This window comes from Pseudoalteromonas sp. 4NS20-0020, assembly GCF_057554385.1.
Window position 1 is genome coordinate 293,680 of the sequence record NZ_BAAJMI010000001.1, and the last position, 16,621, is coordinate 310,300.

Genomic DNA, 16,621 nt, shown 5'->3' on the forward strand with positions numbered 1-16,621 from the left:
GCGGCTTTTTTATAGCTTAATCACATAGTGGTTATTTACTGTTTAAGAAGCTATTAACCGAATCAAGCTCGCGTTTTTTTAGTGCAATACAATCAAGCGTACTTTCTTCTAGTTTACTCAATGTACGGCTGTACCCAGGCACTTCTGAAATTTTATCGTTAAAGAAGTTTTGAGTGGTTGCTAAGCTTTTGGCATCACAGCCTACGGTTGTAAAGTACGGTAAATTAGGAATAAAGAACGGCGGTAAACTTGCTGTTACTTTATCATAATTGTTATAAACCCAATCGATAAATAATGCTTGGCGCTCTTCTGTGTAACTTTGCCCAGATAAAATAGTACGCATATCAGAGGCGGTTACTTCATCAGTTAAGCTGTAAGCCAGAACCGCATTTTGTAATTCAGACTCACCAAAAAAGCCCATAGCAGCTAGCATGTTAGTGCGCACTTGTGGGTCTTTAGTCGTTTTAAATGTTGTCATGAATTGATCAAGCAAGGCTTTATCACCATGAAAAGCAGCGAGTCTTAAATAAACACCTGCTAAGTATGGGTCTACTTTTTGTGGATTAGTTAAATACACTTGCGTTTGTTCTTTGGCTTTATTGATTACGTTTTGGTCTTCGCCATCAAAGCCTAAGCGTGATATAACGGCTGCACGAAGTTGCGACACTGCACCATCTTCGTCAATTTTTGCCTCTAAACCATATTTTTTAGCAGCAGGAGTCACTGCATCGCGGATAAATGCAGGCCATAAGTCTTTATTGCTTTCATCTTTGAACGTACGTTGCTGCGATACTAAGTAGCCCAGTGCAGTATTTGCTACACGAGGGTGGCTGTCACTTACAAATACTTCAAGTGTTTGCATTAACTTGGCGGCAGAGATAACGCCAGCCTTAAGCAGTGCATCGGTGGCCGATAATAGCGCTAAACGTTCGCGGTCATTCAGCACTGTTGGCGCGTTTTCAATTAATGCGTTAAATTGCGCATCATCCATTACCCAGCGGTAGTAGCCAAGAGCACCTTGGTCAGGGTAAATCCACTCTGGTGCAAAATCTAAATCAAGCGTTTGGCTTTGTTTGTTTAGTAAAACACTGGCTGTTTTAACGTTGTCGCCTGCACCGTATTTAATCGTTACTGGCACATTCCAAAGTTGTGCTGGCGCATCAACACCAGCATTTACAAAGCGGCTTTGTGAAATGGTTACTTTTTTGCCTTGCTGTTTAACACTTACAAGAGGGAAAGAAGACTGTTCAATAAATGATTTTAAAACACTGGCTACATCTTTATTTGATGCTTTACCTAGTGCTTGCCATAAGTCAGCCGCTTCTGCATTTTTATAAGAGAAGTCTTTTAAGTAACGCTGAATCCCTTTTTGGAATGCTTCTTCGCCAATCCAGTTTTCAACCATTGCAAGTACTGAGCTACCTTTACTGTATGCAAGGCCTAAACCGTCCATAATGTCAGCTTCGGTTTTAATTGGCTTACGAATAGGCTTAGTACTTAAGCGGGCGTCTAGTGCCATTACGTTATTTTGTGGTAAGTCTAAATGTGATTCAAACTCAGGGTTTAGCTGCTTGGTCATTTTAGCAGCCATCCAGCTTGCAAACGCTTCGTTTAACCACAGGTCATTCCACCACTTCATGGTTACTAAGTTACCGTACCATTGGTGTGCTAGTTCGTGAGCAATAATAGATACGTTACGTTGTTTCTTACTGCGTGTCGCTGCTGCTAAATCAACGAGTAAAATGTCTTCGCGGTAAGTTACTAAGCCTGAGTTTTCCATTGCGCCAAATGGAAATTCAGGTACGGCAACTGAGTCGAGTTTTTTATACACATAAGGAATACCAAAATACTCTTCTAATGCTGCAAGTACGCGCGGCATATTATCTTTAGCATATTCGGCTAGATGAATTTTACCTTGAGGAGTAATAACACGCCCAGGAATGGGCATACCTTCAATGTCTATTTCTTCAAACGGGCCAACAGCCATTGCAACTAAATACGATGGAATAGGCGGTGTTTTATCAAAAAAGTGGGTTGTCATATCACCATTTATTGTTGTTTTTAGTTCTGGTGTATTGGCATATACTTTTTGTGAACTTGGAGCCGTTATTGTTAACTGAAAAGGAATTTTATAGCTTGGTTCATCAAAAACGGGGAAGGCACGACGTGCATCACTCATTTCAAATTGGGTAAATAGGTAAGGTGTACCTTGATCCAATGTTTTGTATAACCCCACACTTTGGCGGTTGTAGGGAGCAGAAAAATCAATATTAAGTGTGTATTTACCCGGTTGGATTTTTTCATCACAGCTAAATTTAACTTTACCTGTTTTAAGTATTTCATTACTTAAGTCACAGTTTTCTTTACCTAAAAGTTGCGCCATTTTTACAGCATAATCCACACCGTTTAGCTCAATGTAATGTGTTGGTTTTAATACTTCTAAGGCAATTTCAGTCATCCCTGTGAATGTATCTTTACTTGGGTCGAGCGTTAGCGATACATTTTGCGAACTTGGTTTTGCGAGTTTTTCGATAACGAATTCGTTAGCGTTTGCTGCATTTATTGCTAGCGCAACACTCACAGTTAAGAGGCTTTTAAGAAACATAGTGATCCCTTGTTTATTGTTAGAAACGCCCAGATTTTATGGGTACAGTTTATCCTACCAGTTTTTGTGAGGCGCGTAATTGATTTAAGAAGTGGCTTTGATGGTAAATAGTAACAAAGTTTGTCAGTGGCTTTCGCGTGATAGAAAACGTTGCCAGCTGAGTTGTGTATTTATAATACGTACTTGTTGAATAACCGTATTTAATAAGCTGATTACATCAAACTGATTATCTGGGTATTCATTAAAACCCATTAAATAATTAAAAGCATCTTTAGAGTTAGCCTGAAGCGCATAAATACGCACTTGTTGTTCAAAGTTAAGACGTAAGCTACTAATGGCGGTTTTCATACCGAGCTGGTCAACGTTGGGGATATCACATTTTTGCAAATAGCCGGCACGATCGCCTTCACCCGAAAACCAAATACGTACTTTTTCACTGTATCTGCCTGTTTTAGCCGGGAGATCAAACATAAGTCGCTGGTGGTTTTTAGACTTTATAAACTCAACATAATCGCTAAATCCTGCATCGATAAGTGCTTTATGTACAGGGACTAAGCGGGGCTTTATTTTACCGTGAGTATGAAAGCTAAAACATAAAATATCATCAATAATACAAAGATCATCAAGTGTTAAACAGCCAATTTCATCACTGTAAGCACCGCTGTAATAGGCTATTAGTGGCAGCCAAAAGTGCCAATGTTTTGCTTGCTCGCGGGGGAGTCGAACATCACCGTATATATATCCATTATAAATAGTGTGCAGTTCCATGGCTGAAAAAGGGCGGCGACCAAGATGGGTTTTCAACGTAATACCTTGAAAATAGTGAGATGTTTTATTTTATACCCAACTAGCACTAGATGCTAGTCGGGTAATCAGGCTTTAAGGTCCTGTGTGTAAATTATTATTCACTTAATGCACGAGCTAAACCCGTTGGTTCAATCTCAACACATACTTGGTCATCATTCCAATTAATGCCAACTAATGCGTCGTCCTCATTTAAATCTTCAACCCATGCATCTAAAAATTCATCAAGGTTAATTTCTACCGGACTGTAATCTTTCCATTCTTCTTTACACTGCGCTTTAGCCGCTTCTTCACTTTCCCAAAGCAGTAAAACATCAGTGTCGTCAAATTGGTTTGAGTCGCACACTACAAAGCCATTATCTTCTGCGCCCAGTGCCCAAATGACTTCGCTAACACGTACTTTTTCTACGAAGTTAACTAGCTGTGATTCAATTTCAATATCGCTCATGTGTTTACCTTATTAAGTTAGTGACGAGGATTAGTTTCTATTGCTGATTGACGTTCGCTAAATTGTGCATGAAATGCAACAAGTTCACTGTGCTGACTAAAGTCAGTTAATTCACGAAAGCTAATCCAATCAAGCAGGCAGTATAAACTGATGTTGAGGTATTCACAGCTTTTAAATTGTTCATCGTTTAAATGGCTGTTTAAAAAGCTTAATGTTTGTTCTATTCGCTCATTTTGCAGATTAAAAAATAATGCATCGCTTTGTGTATCTAAACCTGAGCGCTTGCATAATAGCATTTCAACAAGCGAGTCGTTGCAGGCATTAATAGTGGTAAGTAAGTGCTCTTGCGGCCAGTTTAGCTTTGATTTGCCTGTTTTCTCTAATAAGTAGCGTATTATTGAGTTTGAGTCGCTAAGTGTTAAATCACCATCAATTAAAATAGGTATTTTTCGGGCTGGGTTTTTATTGGCCATTTTAGGGCGGTCTTGAGCTGAAAATATGTCTAAGCTTATAAGCTCTATATTACAGTTGTTTTGCAGAGCCCATATTCTAATTCGGCGAACGTAAGGTGAGGGAACAGAACCAATTAATTGCATAATCACTCCAAAAAAAGCCGCTAAAGCGGCTTTTATTAAACGTTAATAGCAGTAAAGCTCAATTTATTCTGAACGGCTAGTAACTTCAAGTAAATGGTAACCAAATTGCGTTTGTACAGGGCCCTGTACCTGGTTTATTGGGGCAGAAAAAACCACTTTATCAAACTCAGGAACCATCATGCCTGGGCCAAACTCACCCAGAGCGCCGCCGTCTTGTCCTGATGGGCAATTAGAATGTACTTTTGCTAATTCAGCAAAGTCTTCGCCTTGTTCAATTTTTGTTTTTAAGTCTAAACATTGTGCTTCGCTGTCTACCAAAATGTGTCGTGCGCTTGCCACTGCCATAAAATCTCCTGATTATAAGTGGTGTTTTTTTAACCTAGTGTATTGCCATACTAGTTAGTTTGTACAAATTGTACCAGTATAAATTTAGATTTTAGACAGGGAATTTTCCACTGCCTTAATCATTTTTTCTGAATCTGGTTTTACTTTGCTGTTAAATCGTAAAATTGTTTTACGATCAGCAGATACTAAATATTTATAAAAGTTCCAATTGGGCGAACTTGTTTGCTCGTTTAAATGCTTGAATATAGGATTTGCATCACTCCCTCTCACTTCGCTGGTGGCGAACATAGGAAAGGTGACCCCGTAATTAATAAAACAGACTTTGGCCGTTTCTTTTTCGTTATCTTCTTCTTGGAAAAAGTCATCAGAAGGGAAGCCCAATATTACAAGCCCTTCGTCTTTGTATGTTTTGTGTAGTTTTTCTAAGCTTTCAAACTGAGGTGTGAAGCCACAGTTACTCGCAGTATTAACAATTAACAGAGGTTTGTTTTTGTAGTCGCATAAATTAATGGACTCTTTAGAGCGAAGTTTTCGGATATCAACGTTAGTAAAATCGTCACAGGCTTGGGGATTTACGGCTTCATTATTTGGCTGTGTTTGTGCCATTAAAGTTGAACTAACCAGCAACGCAGTAAACCCTATTATCATTTTTTTAAGCATTATATTACCTAACTATCCGATTGTTTGATTGGCTGATCATACGCTAATATGGAGGAAATTGATCAACCACTTAAATTTACTATGACAACTCGCTTAGCAACTATTGACGACCTTAATGATATTGTCGCCATTTATAACGAAACCATAGAAGGGCGAATGGTAACGGCAGATACCGAAGAAGTAACCGTTGAAGAAAAAAAAGATTGGTTTAATAGTCATACCCAAAAACGCCCAATTTATGTGTATTGCGAAAACGATACTGTACTTGCCTGGGTGAGTTATAAATCGTTTTACGGACGCCCTGCTTACGACGGAACCGTAGAAATGAGCATTTACATAACTAAAAATGCACAAGGTAAAGGCTTGGGTAAAAAGTTAATGCAGTTTGCGCAATCGGAGGCTAAAAAGCTTGATATTAGCGTGTTACTTGGCTTTATTTTTAGCCATAATTTGCCAAGCGTAAAGTTATTTAAGCACTTTGGTTTTGATGTGTGGGGGGAGTTACCAAACGTTGCCGTTATGGATAATAACTTATACAGCCTAACCATATTTGGTAAGCATTTAGAATAAGTTACGCTTATTTATTGGTCATATTTGTTTACAAATAACGCACAGGAATGTGTGTTATTTTCGTGTTTTTATACTACGCTGGTAACATATTAATTTTATTGGTTGTAAGTGTAGTTTAATGGCTAGAAAAATATTGATCATAGACAGCAGCACCATCATAGCAATGAGAGTAAAAGTACTCTTAGAGCTCATTGGGTGTAATGTTGAGCTGATTCATTTCTCTATGCTTGAGATGTTTACTCACGCCGAAAATTACGATTTAGTTGTTATAGCTCACGGTGTGCCGGTTGCACCTATTAAACCGCTAATTGATAAACTATCTCATGGGCGTTTATTATTACTTGCCCCTAAAACCGAAAACACAGAGCAGTTAACCGCATTTGCTGGCCTAAATAAAATAGTACCTGATGCTACGGTTGTTTATCCTTTCTTCTCTAATAAAGAGATCACCTCTCTTTTAGAGAGCTTATTAGAGATAGACTCTAACCATATGATGCAACTGCCCACTATATTGTTGGTCGATCATATCCAAAATCGCCTTGATAATATGAAGAGCAATTTAATTGGCGCACATATTAAAACCCTTACGGCAAGCAGCTTAAATGACGCACTCACTATTGCAAAAAGTAATAAAATCGATATTTTAATTAGCGATTTTAGCCTCGGTGAAGCGACTGGTCTTCAAATATTTTCAAAATTAAAAGTGTCGCAACCAAATGCACGGTGCTTGCTTTTCACTTCCCGCCCTGACCAAGTTTCAATGATTGAAGCTATTCGCCAAGGTGTTGAAGACGTACTGATTAAACCGCTCAATGAAAATATTTTACTGCAATCAGTGCATAAGCTTTGGCAAACTGAATTATTAAAACGCCGCAATGCCGAGTTAGTTGAGCGCCTTCAAGAAACTGTCGATGCACTAATAGAAAAAGACAGCTTGCTACAAGTTATTTATAAACACACCCCTGACGCTATCATGCTATTTAAACGCAACGGTCAAATTATTGAAGCAAATGACGCTTGCTTGAGGTTGTTAGATCTACCGTTTAGCGGGCTTTCTGGTAAATCTTTATTTGATTTTTTAGATAACGATTCGATTGCTGGAATCAAAGAAAAAATTTCAACATTAAACAGCAATCGTCAGTTCAGTTACGATTTACGTCTACCCATTAAAAGCGGTGGAACAGTGCCTTTGTTTGGCTCTTTTAACGAAATAGATCACCATGGTGAGATTGCACTGGCTGTAATTTTCAAAAATGTAACTCACTTAAAACAAAAAGAAGAGCTACTTCAAGAAGCTAAAGGGTTACTAGAAGAAGAGGTCAAAGCCCGTACATCGCAGTTAGAGCATGCTAAAAATGTAGCCGAAGCGGCAAATTTAAGTAAATCAGACTTTTTAGCAAATATGTCACATGAGCTGCGAACCCCCATGCACTCAATTTTAAGTTTTGCACGCTTTGGACTCGATAAGCTAGAAGCTGGCGACTTTGCTAGAGAAAAGTTACTAAAATACTTATCTCGTATCGAGTGTAGTGGCGATAGGCTGCTATCTTTATTAAATAACCTTCTTGATTTATCAAAGCTTGATGTAGGTAAATTTCCGTTTAACCCGCGCCCTCATAATTTAGAAAGCATTATTAAAACGAGCATTGATGATGTGTCGGGCACGGCGATGGAAAAACATATTAATATTATTTTTTCTGCGCCAGATTCACCTGCCATTGTGCAATGCGATGAAGAGCAAATTAATCAGTTGTTGCGCAACGTATTAGGCAATGCATTAAAGTTTAGTGAGCCCAAAAGTAACATCACGCTTAAATTAGCATCGGATGGCCAATTTGCTGATATTGAAGTCATTGATAGCGGTATAGGTATTCCTGAAGATGAGCTTGATCATATTTTCACAAAGTTTGTGCAAAGCAGTAAAACAAACAGTGGTGCAGGTGGCACGGGGCTAGGCTTAGCACTTTGCCGAGAATTTGTATCGTTGCATCAAGGTCAAATTAGCGCGTGTAATAATACCAATGGTGGTGCCACAGTACATATAAAATTACCACTTGAAATAAATTTAGACGAACACCTAGTCGATGAATAAAAGTACGCTAAAACAGTAAGTTGTTTATGTTTATACAATTTATTTTTGAATTTAAAAGGATGATTTAGTTATGGCTTTAACAAAAATACTAGCAGTAGATGACGAGCCCTTTAACCTTGAAATAATTGAAGAAATTTTAGAAGACTTAGATTTTGAGTTAAGGCTAGCCAACAGTGGCCCTGAGTGCTTGGATATGGTTGAGGACTATATGCCTCAAGTTATTTTACTTGACGTAAGCATGCCGAAGATGAGTGGTTACGAAGTGTGTAAAACACTTAAATTAAACCCAAATACCGCACATATTATTGTTATGTTTGTATCTGCAAGAGGAACTGTGGAGGAGCGCATGGAAGGCTACTCAGCCGGCGCTGAAGATTACATAGTAAAACCATTTGGGCATGATGAGCTTAGATCTAAATTAAAAAATCTAAACCAAGTATTAGTAGAGAAACAAAGTCTAGAAAAACAAGTAGAAGCGGCAACTTCAACCGCATTCAATGCTATGGCTAACAGCAGCGAAATGGGACAAATAGTCAATTACGTAGAAAACATAGCGCTCATAACTAACCCAGACGATTTAGCAAAAGCACTTATTGATTGCCTACAATCTTTTGATTTACAAAGTAATGTAGAATTTAGATACGACTCTATTGTTAAACATTATGCTTTACATGGTGTTTGCTCGCCTATTGTGATCGAGCTATTTGAAATGCTTAAAAACAAAGGCCGTTTGCATGAGTTTTCGCAGCGCTTATTAGTTAACTACGAGCTAATTAGTTTACTCATCTTAAACATGCCAGGGCACGATCCTGATAAACACGGCAGAATACGCGATCACGTGTGCTTCATTGTTAGTGTTACAGAGCAGCAGTTACGCGCCATAATAACTAAGAACTTATTAGATGCACAGCAGGTAAAACTAAACGCAGTAGCAAGTACAGTACACAGTAAATTTCATGGTTTGATAGATTTACTTAATGAAAATCGCCTAAACAACGAACAAGTATTTAAAAAACTTCAGGAAGAGCTTGAGGTTAGAATTCCAACAATGGGTTTAGACGAAGACCAAGAAGTTTTTATCTATAAAAAAGTAGATGAAACAATTCAAAATTCAGTAGCCCGCGAGGAGTCTGTTATTCAAGTAAAAGAGGCGTTCGCAGACATTGAAACAGAGCTTTCGATACTGCTACACCATAGCCAATAATAAACACATAGACTTACTTTTAGGGGTTGTTTGCCATTAATATAGGGTTTACCGCCCTATAATGGCGAATAATCACACTCCAATAGCTCTGATTTGCTTTAGTACTAAATAGGCTTCTATGAATTTATGCATCTCGTGGTAAGCCTTTTTCCACTATCCTAATAAGTCTCTGCGTTTTTCTAAGTGAGGGTTGTTTATTGTTTTGCTGCTCCAGTGCCCATTGAATATGCTCTTTTACTAGATCACTACAACCATCAATTTTTTGTTCTAACGCGCTAATAATGTCAGGGTCAAAGTTTGCATTACCTAAACCAACGGCTAAATTACGTAACCAACGTTCATGACCAATTCGGCGAATTGGGCTGCCTTCGGTATTTTTTAAAAATGTGGTTTCATCCCAACTAAACAGCTCAAGCAAGTCTTTGTCTTTTAACTGCGTGCGCGGATGAAAGTCTTGTTCGTCGGTTATTTGTCCATAGCGGTTCCACGGGCAAACTAATTGACAATCGTCGCAGCCATAAACTCGGTTACCTAATAAAGTTCTGTATTGCTCAGGAATAGGGCCTTGGTGTTCTATTGTTAAGTATGAAATACACTTACGCGCATCAACCACATAAGGTTCTACAATTGCACCTGTAGGGCATAAGGTTATGCAGGCTACACACTTACCGCAGCCTTCAAAGGTATTTTCATTATCAACAGGTAACGGTAAATCAATAAACAATTCACCTAAAAAAAACCACGATCCAGCTTCTTTGTTTATTAGTAATGAATGTTTGCCACGCCAGCCCAGCCCCGCTTTTTCAGCCAATTGGCGCTCTAATACAGGGGCAGAATCAACAAAGGGTCTAAAACCATATTCACCTACTTCTTGTTCTATTTTTTGGCCGAGCTTTTTTAATCGATTACGAATTAATTTATGGTAGTCTCGGCCAAGTGCGTAACGGCTAATATAGGCTTTTTGTTTGTTTTTTAATGTTTTAGCAAAGCCAGCATCGGGGGGCAGGTAGTTCATTTTTACCGATATAACACGTTTTGTGCCGGGAATAAGCTCGTCAGGGCGAGCGCGTTTCATTCCATGTGCCGCCATATAATCCATTGAGCCATGAAACCCGGCGTCAAGCCAACGTTTAAGCTGTTGTTCATGCTTACTCAAATCTATATCAGTGATCCCTACTTCGCTAAAGCCGAGTTCTTTTCCCCATGCTTTTATTTGCTGGGCTAATTTAGGGTAGTCAGGAGTTAGGTTGCTCACACATATTCACGCATATTAAATAATCGCCCTGTAATTTAGCATAATTACAAGGGGGTGTTGAGGTTTACGCATCAATAGGTGTTTAATCGTAAACCGCGTTTATGATAAAAATTAAAGTACAAAGCGCTTCAATTGCTGCTGTGTTTGTAAGCTTAACTCTTGCGACAATTGACTGTCGGCAAGAGCGGTGTCTATTTGCTGTTTAGCCTGCTCGCCTAATTCAACAATTTGCTCTACCGATTGATGGGTTAAATTTTGCGTATCCTCTAATAAATGCACGGCGCTGGCAATTTGCTGTAATTGCTGTTGATTACTCTCAAATTCATTAAGCATTTTACTAAACCCTTCAGAGGTTGAACAAATTGAACTTTGTGCATTTTTAGAATGGTTAATAAGTTGCTCTGACTCTTTATTTGTTTCACTTACTAGGTCGTTCATTTGGGTTATAAAATCACTGATTTGGCGAGTAGCTCCACTTACTTTAACCGAGAGGGTACGTACTTCATCAGCAACAACAGCAAAACCACGCCCAGCTTCTCCTGCTCGCGCAGCTTCTATCGCGGCGTTAAGCGCGAGTAAGTTAGTTTGATCAGAAAACTCCTCAACCATTTTTAAAATACTTCGAATATTCTCACTGTTTTCCTTCAAGCCATCAACGGTGCTCGCAAAACTGCCTAACATATCAGTTATTAACTGCACTTTCTCAACCAGAGAACTCAGCTCTTGAGCTGAGAGTTTTACAAAGGCTAAGTGCTCATTATTTACAGTATGAACACTGTCGGTATTGCCCACAATATTTTGCAAGCTTTGTGTTATTTGGTTACTGGCATCAATAATTATATGACTTAAGGTAATTTGCTGTTCGCTCGAATTTTCCGTACTTTGCATTGACTCAGTTGCGGCTTTATTACTTTGTGCGCTGGCTTCAGCGCTTGTGTAAGTCGTGTTAAGTAATTCGCTTAAGTGGCTTGTAAAATCGTTATATTGCGTACTTAACGTTTTAAATTCGTCGTATGAAAAATGCGGAAGTTTAGCGTTTAAATTGGCATCTTGTTGATTAATTTTAATAAGTGTATCGCACATAGCTTTTACAGGGCGAACAATCAAAAAGCGCATGTAAAAAAGCGTAAACGCAAAGCCTGAAATAATAACCAAGGTTAGTAGCCAAAAAAGGCCAAGATTTTGTTGCTCACTTAAGCTGTCATAAAGCCAAAACAAAGTAATAGCTTGAAACAAAAAAACAAAACTTAAGTTACCAACAATTTTACGCGTTAGAGTAAAAAAGAATGTTTGTTCGATGTAATTATAAATTTTCATTAAGCCACTCATCTTGCTTAAACCTATGTTTGAACGCTTTTACACAGGCATTTGCAAGGTATAAGCGACTCTATTTATCAGCTAACGATAGCAAATATGCCTTGGATTGCATGGGAAAGTTAGTAAAAATCCCGTCTAAACCGAAGTCACGCATAAGTGCAATATCTTGTTGTTTATCGACTGTATAAGCGTAAACTTCAAGCCCGCGTTTTTTAGCATCATCTACAAACGCTTTGTTAATAAAATTTTTATCTACATGCACACTAAATGCATTTAAGTCTTGTGCAAACTTTGCATAATTAATTGGAATAGAAGACGTTAAAGCGCCTATTTTTAACCAGGGTAAACGCTTTTTAAGCCATTGTAATTGATGATGATCAAACGATGATACTAAAATATTAGCACATGAAATGGTTCCCGCACTGATATTACGTTCAAGCTGGTCAGCAAACTTTTCAAGTTCAAAGGTATGCTTAAGTTCTAAATTAAGTAAGGTTTTATTGTTATTCCAATCAAATAACTGTTGTAGCCTTGGTATACATTCGCCATTACCCGCATCAAGCTTTGTAAGGGTTGCTGCATCAAACTCACTAACTTTGCCTTTTCCGTTGGTGGTTCTGTCTAGCCACGAGTCATGTATTAGCATGTAATCATCGGTAGCGCTTTGAATATCTACTTCAATGCCGTCTACACCAATATTTAAGGCTTCTAAAATGGCGCTTTTCGTGTTTTCGGGAAAGTGCCCGCTAGCGCCCCTGTGTGCAAAAACTTTCATTGTCGAGCCTTCTTGGTTATTGACCATGTTTCAAAGCATGCAGCGCTTACAATAAGTGCACCGCCAATCAGGGTTATTAATGTTGGGCGTTCGTGAACAATAATAATAGCCAAAATAGTACCGTACAACGGTTGTAAGCACGAAATTAGCCCTGCCGTTGCGGCTGATAAATGTTTGAGGCTTGCTGCAAATAGCGAGTGGGGTGTAGCGGTAAATATAATGCCAGCGACGGCAATTAATATAAGATCTTGATTACTCACCTCGTACACAGGCACTTCAATAAATGCGCACAGCATTATGCTCGCTACCAAGGTTTGGTAAAACATCGTCTGTGGGCCGCCGTATTGGCTAAAATAGCGTTTGTGAGTAATGTTTCTGACAGAGAAAAACAACGCAGATACCACGCCAGTAATAACACCAAGTGTTACATCGTCACCTAAATCAGCACTTGGTACTAATAAATAAATACCCAAAACAACTACACCAGCGCTTATTATATCTTTTGCTTGAGGTTTACTTTTATTAAATAAAGGCTCTAAAAACACGGTCATTACTGGATAGCTAAAAAATGCAAGCATACCAATGGTTATGCCTGCCATTTGCATACCTGCAAAATAAGTCACCCAATGTAGCCCTACTGTAACACCTAAAAATAAAGCAATAAGGTAGTCTTTGGGATTGTTTAACTTAATTTGTTTTTTCCCGAATGAAAGCATTGCCAATATTGCCATACCAGCAATAGCTGTTCGGTAAACTGTAATATCCAGAGCATTTAAACCAATGAGTTTGGCAAAAAGGGCGGTTCCCCCAAAAAGTAACACGGCAATATGTAGGTAAATTAAGCTTTGCTGTTGTGGCTGCATTTAAACATCATCTCCTTTTTTTAATATGTTATCACCGAGGGGGCGTCAACAAGATGAATTTTTTGAAACATGACAAATGTCAGCAAAGTTAATGACACTTCACACTCTTATTATTTTTATGTATTGGCATAGTTATCCTACTTAACAGGAGAGTGCTATGAATAGTTTAGTTTTAATGAGTCTTGATATTAGCGAGTTTTTTGATTCGCTTAATTTTACTATTAATTACATTGATTATTTTATGCTGATAAGCATTTTTGTGGTATCTATATTTATTAATAAAAAGAGTGCTTTAAATAAAAATAATACACCAGAGGTGCTAGCATGAGTTCGCAAAGTAGCTTTTCTCAACAAACGGATAAAACGTTTTGGAAATACGGCCATTTAATTTTTACAGGCTTTTACTTACTGCCATTAATTATTAATTTTGACCAATTCACAAAAAGCCAAATGGGCCTATGTTTAGCTTTTTATATTGCCTTTATTATCTTGTATGTAAAAGCAATTAACTGCGATAACACAAAAATAACCACCTTATTTTTAGCCTTGCTCGCTATTTGTTTTAGCGCCACTTTTTATACCTCTGGCACACCTACCTTATATGGCTTTGTTGCCTATGTAGCTGGGTATAGTTATAACTTAAAACAGCGGTTTTATGCCGCATTAGCCATTGTGGTGGCGCTTTTTACAAGTTCGTATTTAAGCGATATGGGAAAGCTTCAATACTTTTTGGCTGTGGCCTTAATATTATGTGCCGCTTTATTTAGTTATGGAATTGCAGCAAAAAGAGAACGCGACCATAAAAAGCGCGAGCAAGAAAGTGCAAACCAATTAGAGCAATTAGCTGCTATTGCTGAGCGTGAACGTATAGCGCGTGACCTACACGATATTTTAGGCCACTCACTCTCATCTATTGCATTAAAGGCCGAGCTGGCTAATAAGCTAAACCAAGGTGAGCGCTACGAGCAAGCAAACAACGAAATAGCTCAAGTAGCAGACCTTGCAAGGCAGTTACTTAGCGATGTACGCAGTGCCGTAAGCGACTTAAAAGAGCTCAATTTGGTAAGCCAAGTTACTCAGTTAAAACAGCGGTTATTAGAGCAAAATTTTAATATTACGTTTAACGTTGAGTTATCTGTGCTACCTGCCAAGGTAGAGGGCATTGCTAGTTTAATAATTAAAGAGTCAGTCACTAACTTACTACGCCATAGTTCAACTAAAAACAGCGCAATAACAATTAAGCAAACACCCCAGCAATTACTCATTGAAGTAATAGATAATGCACCCTGTGGCAGGCTCGAGGCAGGCAACGGTTTAAACGGTATAAAAGAACGAGCAGAGCAAATACAAGGTAGTGCAACTTTTACCTGTGGCGAACAATTTACATTAAACGTAGTACTGCCAATTTCATCTGAGGATTTACAATGATCAAAATATTTTTAGTGGAAGATCAGGCGCTAGTGCGTGACGCTGTTAGTGCACTACTTAGCCTAGATTTTAATATTGACGTAATTGGCCAAGCAAGCAACGGGCTAGATGCTCTAAATGCTATTAATGCGCTTGATGAAGATGCAATGCCAGATATTATTTTAACCGATATTGAAATGCCTAAAATGAACGGCATAGAACTTAGTGAAAAAATAGCAATGCAATTTCCGGCTATAAAAATGGTGATCATGACCACATTTTCACGCGCTGGATATATTAGGCGCTCGTTAAGTGCCGGTGTTAAAGGATTTATATTAAAAGAAGCCCCGAGTGACGAGCTAATCAACGCACTCAAAAAGGTAATGCAAGGGCAAAAAGTGATTGACCCAGAGCTTGCGATTAACGCTCTAGACGATGCCGATCCACTTACCGACAAAGAGCGAAAAGCATTAAAGCTTGCAAGCGATGGACTTAAAACGAGCGAAATAGCCACACAGTTATTTATAAGTGAAGGCACAACGCGTAACTATCTGTCAGACGCAATTGCCAAACTTAATGCAACAAACCGAATCGACGCAGCACGTATAGCTAAACAAAAAGGGTGGTTATAAACACATGTGATTAAGGTTTATAAATTTAACACAAACCCTTACTATGTTAGTCATAACAACAAAAGTAACGAACAACGCTTAAAGTAAGCTTAAAATTCGCAAAAAGAGGGTTAAATGGCAAATTTAATAGATTTAACAGTAAAAAACAGTGTCGCAGTTTTAACAATGAACACCGCAGAAAATCGACACAATCCAGCGTTTTTGGCTGAATTTAATTTACACCTTGATCATATCGAGGCTGATAAAAGCATTCACTCGGTGGTACTTACCTCAGCAAGCGACAAAAGCTGGTCGCTGGGTATTGACCTTGAGTGGATGGCAAACCCAAGCATTTTACCAGCGGCTATTTCTGACTTTATGTTGCAAATAACACAGTTGCTACAACGTATTGTTACGTTTCCTATGCCTATTATTGCAGCCCTCAATGGTCATACTTATGGTAATGGAGCCGTGCTTGCCTGTGCCTGTGATTTTAGATTTATGAAATCAGACAAAGGCTTTTTTTGCTTTCCTGAAGTTGATGTACTGGTGCCTTTTGTACCGTCTATGTTTCCTATTATTAATAAAGCGATACCGCAAACCTTCTTTAATAGGCTAGCAATGACGGGAGAACGGGTGGGTGCACAACAACTGTTTGAAAACAACGTAATAGAAGCTGTATTTTCTAACAGTGACGAACTGCAAGCCGGTGTACTTGAATTTGCAGCGCAGTTTAATAAAAACCGTTGGATTTACGCTCAAAACAAATCGCAAATGAACAAACACATCTTGCAAAATATTAAAGAAGAAGACCCCGCTTTTATCGATAACGTCAGTAAAATGTTATACAAAAATCTTCATAAAACTAAGTAATGGCTTAGTCACTGATGCAGCTTAATCACAATGACACAATTAAGCTGCATAATTAAGGACATATTAAGGCCCTGTACGCTAAGTTTAAAAAGCTAAATAACCGATAGGTGAGCTTTGTTTAAATATTAAGTGCTTTTACCTGTCTCATTTTACGTATATGGGTTAAAATAACCTTCATAACCAACTAACAAGATAG

17 protein-coding genes are annotated in these 16,621 nt (G+C 38.4%); 7 read left to right on the forward strand and 10 right to left on the reverse strand.

The window, feature by feature from the left end; all coding sequences use genetic code 11:
- Positions 1–31: 31 nt before the first annotated feature.
- The 6 genes from AC27JL_RS01335 to AC27JL_RS01360 all read right to left on the reverse strand — a co-directional run bounded on the left by AC27JL_RS01335 (position 32) and on the right by AC27JL_RS01360 (position 5,458).
- The gene (locus tag AC27JL_RS01335) at positions 32–2,605 is read right to left on the reverse strand and encodes a M1 family metallopeptidase (RefSeq protein WP_487194614.1); all 2,574 of its coding nucleotides are present in this window, start codon (positions 2,603–2,605) and stop codon (positions 32–34) included.
- A gap of 123 nt (positions 2,606–2,728) precedes the next feature.
- Positions 2,729–3,409: a site-specific integrase gene (locus AC27JL_RS01340; RefSeq protein ID WP_487194615.1), complete on the reverse strand. Its 681-nt coding sequence runs from the start codon at positions 3,407–3,409 to the stop codon at positions 2,729–2,731.
- A gap of 97 nt (positions 3,410–3,506) precedes the next feature.
- On the reverse strand, positions 3,507–3,857 hold the full coding sequence (locus AC27JL_RS01345; RefSeq protein ID WP_006794081.1) for a DUF2750 domain-containing protein: 351 nt from the start codon (positions 3,855–3,857) through the stop codon (positions 3,507–3,509).
- Positions 3,858–3,874: 17 nt separating this feature from the next.
- The gene (locus AC27JL_RS01350; RefSeq protein ID WP_487194616.1) at positions 3,875–4,453 is read right to left on the reverse strand and encodes a glutathione S-transferase family protein; all 579 of its coding nucleotides are present in this window, start codon (positions 4,451–4,453) and stop codon (positions 3,875–3,877) included.
- A gap of 63 nt (positions 4,454–4,516) precedes the next feature.
- Positions 4,517–4,798 (reverse strand): peptidylprolyl isomerase, encoded by a 282-nt coding sequence (locus AC27JL_RS01355; RefSeq protein WP_006794083.1) that lies wholly within the window; start codon positions 4,796–4,798, stop codon positions 4,517–4,519.
- Between the two features lie 84 nt (positions 4,799–4,882).
- Positions 4,883–5,458 (reverse strand): glutathione peroxidase, encoded by a 576-nt coding sequence (locus tag AC27JL_RS01360; protein WP_006794084.1) that lies wholly within the window; start codon positions 5,456–5,458, stop codon positions 4,883–4,885.
- Between the two features lie 81 nt (positions 5,459–5,539).
- Between AC27JL_RS01360 and AC27JL_RS01365 the strand changes: the two genes are divergently transcribed.
- From AC27JL_RS01365 to AC27JL_RS01375, 3 genes are all read left to right on the forward strand, one after another.
- Complete coding sequence (locus AC27JL_RS01365; protein ID WP_039036789.1) at positions 5,540–6,028, forward strand: GNAT family N-acetyltransferase; 489 nt, start codon at positions 5,540–5,542, stop codon at positions 6,026–6,028.
- Between the two features lie 118 nt (positions 6,029–6,146).
- Complete coding sequence (locus AC27JL_RS01370; protein WP_487194617.1) at positions 6,147–8,120, forward strand: ATP-binding protein; 1,974 nt, start codon at positions 6,147–6,149, stop codon at positions 8,118–8,120.
- A 70-nt stretch (positions 8,121–8,190) separates the two neighbouring features.
- Positions 8,191–9,324 (forward strand): response regulator, encoded by a 1,134-nt coding sequence (locus tag AC27JL_RS01375; protein WP_487194619.1) that lies wholly within the window; start codon positions 8,191–8,193, stop codon positions 9,322–9,324.
- Positions 9,325–9,448: 124 nt separating this feature from the next.
- On the opposite strand, the gene queG is transcribed toward AC27JL_RS01375, so the two are convergent.
- From queG to AC27JL_RS01395, 4 genes are all read right to left on the reverse strand, one after another.
- Complete coding sequence (gene queG / locus AC27JL_RS01380) at positions 9,449–10,579, reverse strand: tRNA epoxyqueuosine(34) reductase QueG (RefSeq protein WP_487194620.1); 1,131 nt, start codon at positions 10,577–10,579, stop codon at positions 9,449–9,451.
- A gap of 111 nt (positions 10,580–10,690) precedes the next feature.
- On the reverse strand, positions 10,691–11,908 hold the full coding sequence (locus AC27JL_RS01385) for a methyl-accepting chemotaxis protein (RefSeq protein WP_487194621.1): 1,218 nt from the start codon (positions 11,906–11,908) through the stop codon (positions 10,691–10,693).
- A gap of 58 nt (positions 11,909–11,966) precedes the next feature.
- Positions 11,967–12,671 (reverse strand): glycerophosphodiester phosphodiesterase, encoded by a 705-nt coding sequence (locus AC27JL_RS01390; RefSeq protein ID WP_475603689.1) that lies wholly within the window; start codon positions 12,669–12,671, stop codon positions 11,967–11,969.
- Positions 12,668–13,534: a DMT family transporter gene (locus AC27JL_RS01395; protein WP_410899445.1), complete on the reverse strand. Its 867-nt coding sequence runs from the start codon at positions 13,532–13,534 to the stop codon at positions 12,668–12,670. The genes AC27JL_RS01390 and AC27JL_RS01395 overlap by 4 nt, the downstream gene beginning before the upstream one ends.
- A 157-nt stretch (positions 13,535–13,691) precedes the next feature.
- Between AC27JL_RS01395 and AC27JL_RS01400 the strand changes: the two genes are divergently transcribed.
- The 4 genes from AC27JL_RS01400 (at position 13,692) to AC27JL_RS01415 (ending at position 16,425) form a co-directional block, all read left to right on the forward strand.
- Positions 13,692–13,862 carry a hypothetical protein gene (locus AC27JL_RS01400; RefSeq protein ID WP_006794092.1) on the forward strand — a complete coding sequence of 57 codons (171 nt, stop codon included), beginning with the start codon at positions 13,692–13,694 and terminating at the stop codon, positions 13,860–13,862.
- Complete coding sequence (locus AC27JL_RS01405) at positions 13,859–14,962, forward strand: sensor histidine kinase (RefSeq protein ID WP_487194622.1); 1,104 nt, start codon at positions 13,859–13,861, stop codon at positions 14,960–14,962. Before AC27JL_RS01400 ends, AC27JL_RS01405 begins: the two co-directional genes overlap by 4 nt.
- Positions 14,959–15,573: a response regulator transcription factor gene (locus AC27JL_RS01410; protein ID WP_058428366.1), complete on the forward strand. Its 615-nt coding sequence runs from the start codon at positions 14,959–14,961 to the stop codon at positions 15,571–15,573. The genes AC27JL_RS01405 and AC27JL_RS01410 overlap by 4 nt, the downstream gene beginning before the upstream one ends.
- Positions 15,574–15,687: 114 nt before the next feature.
- Positions 15,688–16,425: an enoyl-CoA hydratase/isomerase family protein gene (locus tag AC27JL_RS01415; protein ID WP_487194623.1), complete on the forward strand. Its 738-nt coding sequence runs from the start codon at positions 15,688–15,690 to the stop codon at positions 16,423–16,425.
- Positions 16,426–16,621: the final 196 nt, after the last annotated feature.

Excerpts from the sequence above, each read along its gene's own strand:
- AC27JL_RS01335 (WP_487194614.1), bottom strand. The coding sequence starts at position 2,605 with ATGTTTCTTAAAAGCCTCTTAACTGTGAGTGTTGCGCTAGCAATAAAT.
- AC27JL_RS01345 (WP_006794081.1), bottom strand. The coding sequence starts at position 3,857 with ATGAGCGATATTGAAATTGAATCACAGCTAGTTAACTTCGTAGAAAAA.
- AC27JL_RS01350 (WP_487194616.1), bottom strand. The coding sequence starts at position 4,453 with ATGCAATTAATTGGTTCTGTTCCCTCACCTTACGTTCGCCGAATTAGA.
- AC27JL_RS01355 (WP_006794083.1), bottom strand. The coding sequence starts at position 4,798 with ATGGCAGTGGCAAGCGCACGACACATTTTGGTAGACAGCGAAGCACAA.
- AC27JL_RS01360 (WP_006794084.1), bottom strand. The coding sequence starts at position 5,458 with ATGCTTAAAAAAATGATAATAGGGTTTACTGCGTTGCTGGTTAGTTCA.
- AC27JL_RS01365 (WP_039036789.1), top strand. The coding sequence starts at position 5,540 with ATGACAACTCGCTTAGCAACTATTGACGACCTTAATGATATTGTCGCC.
- AC27JL_RS01370 (WP_487194617.1), top strand. The coding sequence starts at position 6,147 with ATGGCTAGAAAAATATTGATCATAGACAGCAGCACCATCATAGCAATG.
- AC27JL_RS01375 (WP_487194619.1), top strand. The coding sequence starts at position 8,191 with ATGGCTTTAACAAAAATACTAGCAGTAGATGACGAGCCCTTTAACCTT.
- AC27JL_RS01385 (WP_487194621.1), bottom strand. The coding sequence starts at position 11,908 with ATGAGTGGCTTAATGAAAATTTATAATTACATCGAACAAACATTCTTT.
- AC27JL_RS01390 (WP_475603689.1), bottom strand. The coding sequence starts at position 12,671 with ATGAAAGTTTTTGCACACAGGGGCGCTAGCGGGCACTTTCCCGAAAAC.
- AC27JL_RS01395 (WP_410899445.1), bottom strand. The coding sequence starts at position 13,534 with ATGCAGCCACAACAGCAAAGCTTAATTTACCTACATATTGCCGTGTTA.
- AC27JL_RS01400 (WP_006794092.1), top strand. The coding sequence starts at position 13,692 with ATGAATAGTTTAGTTTTAATGAGTCTTGATATTAGCGAGTTTTTTGAT.
- AC27JL_RS01405 (WP_487194622.1), top strand. The coding sequence starts at position 13,859 with ATGAGTTCGCAAAGTAGCTTTTCTCAACAAACGGATAAAACGTTTTGG.
- AC27JL_RS01410 (WP_058428366.1), top strand. The coding sequence starts at position 14,959 with ATGATCAAAATATTTTTAGTGGAAGATCAGGCGCTAGTGCGTGACGCT.
- AC27JL_RS01415 (WP_487194623.1), top strand. The coding sequence starts at position 15,688 with ATGGCAAATTTAATAGATTTAACAGTAAAAAACAGTGTCGCAGTTTTA.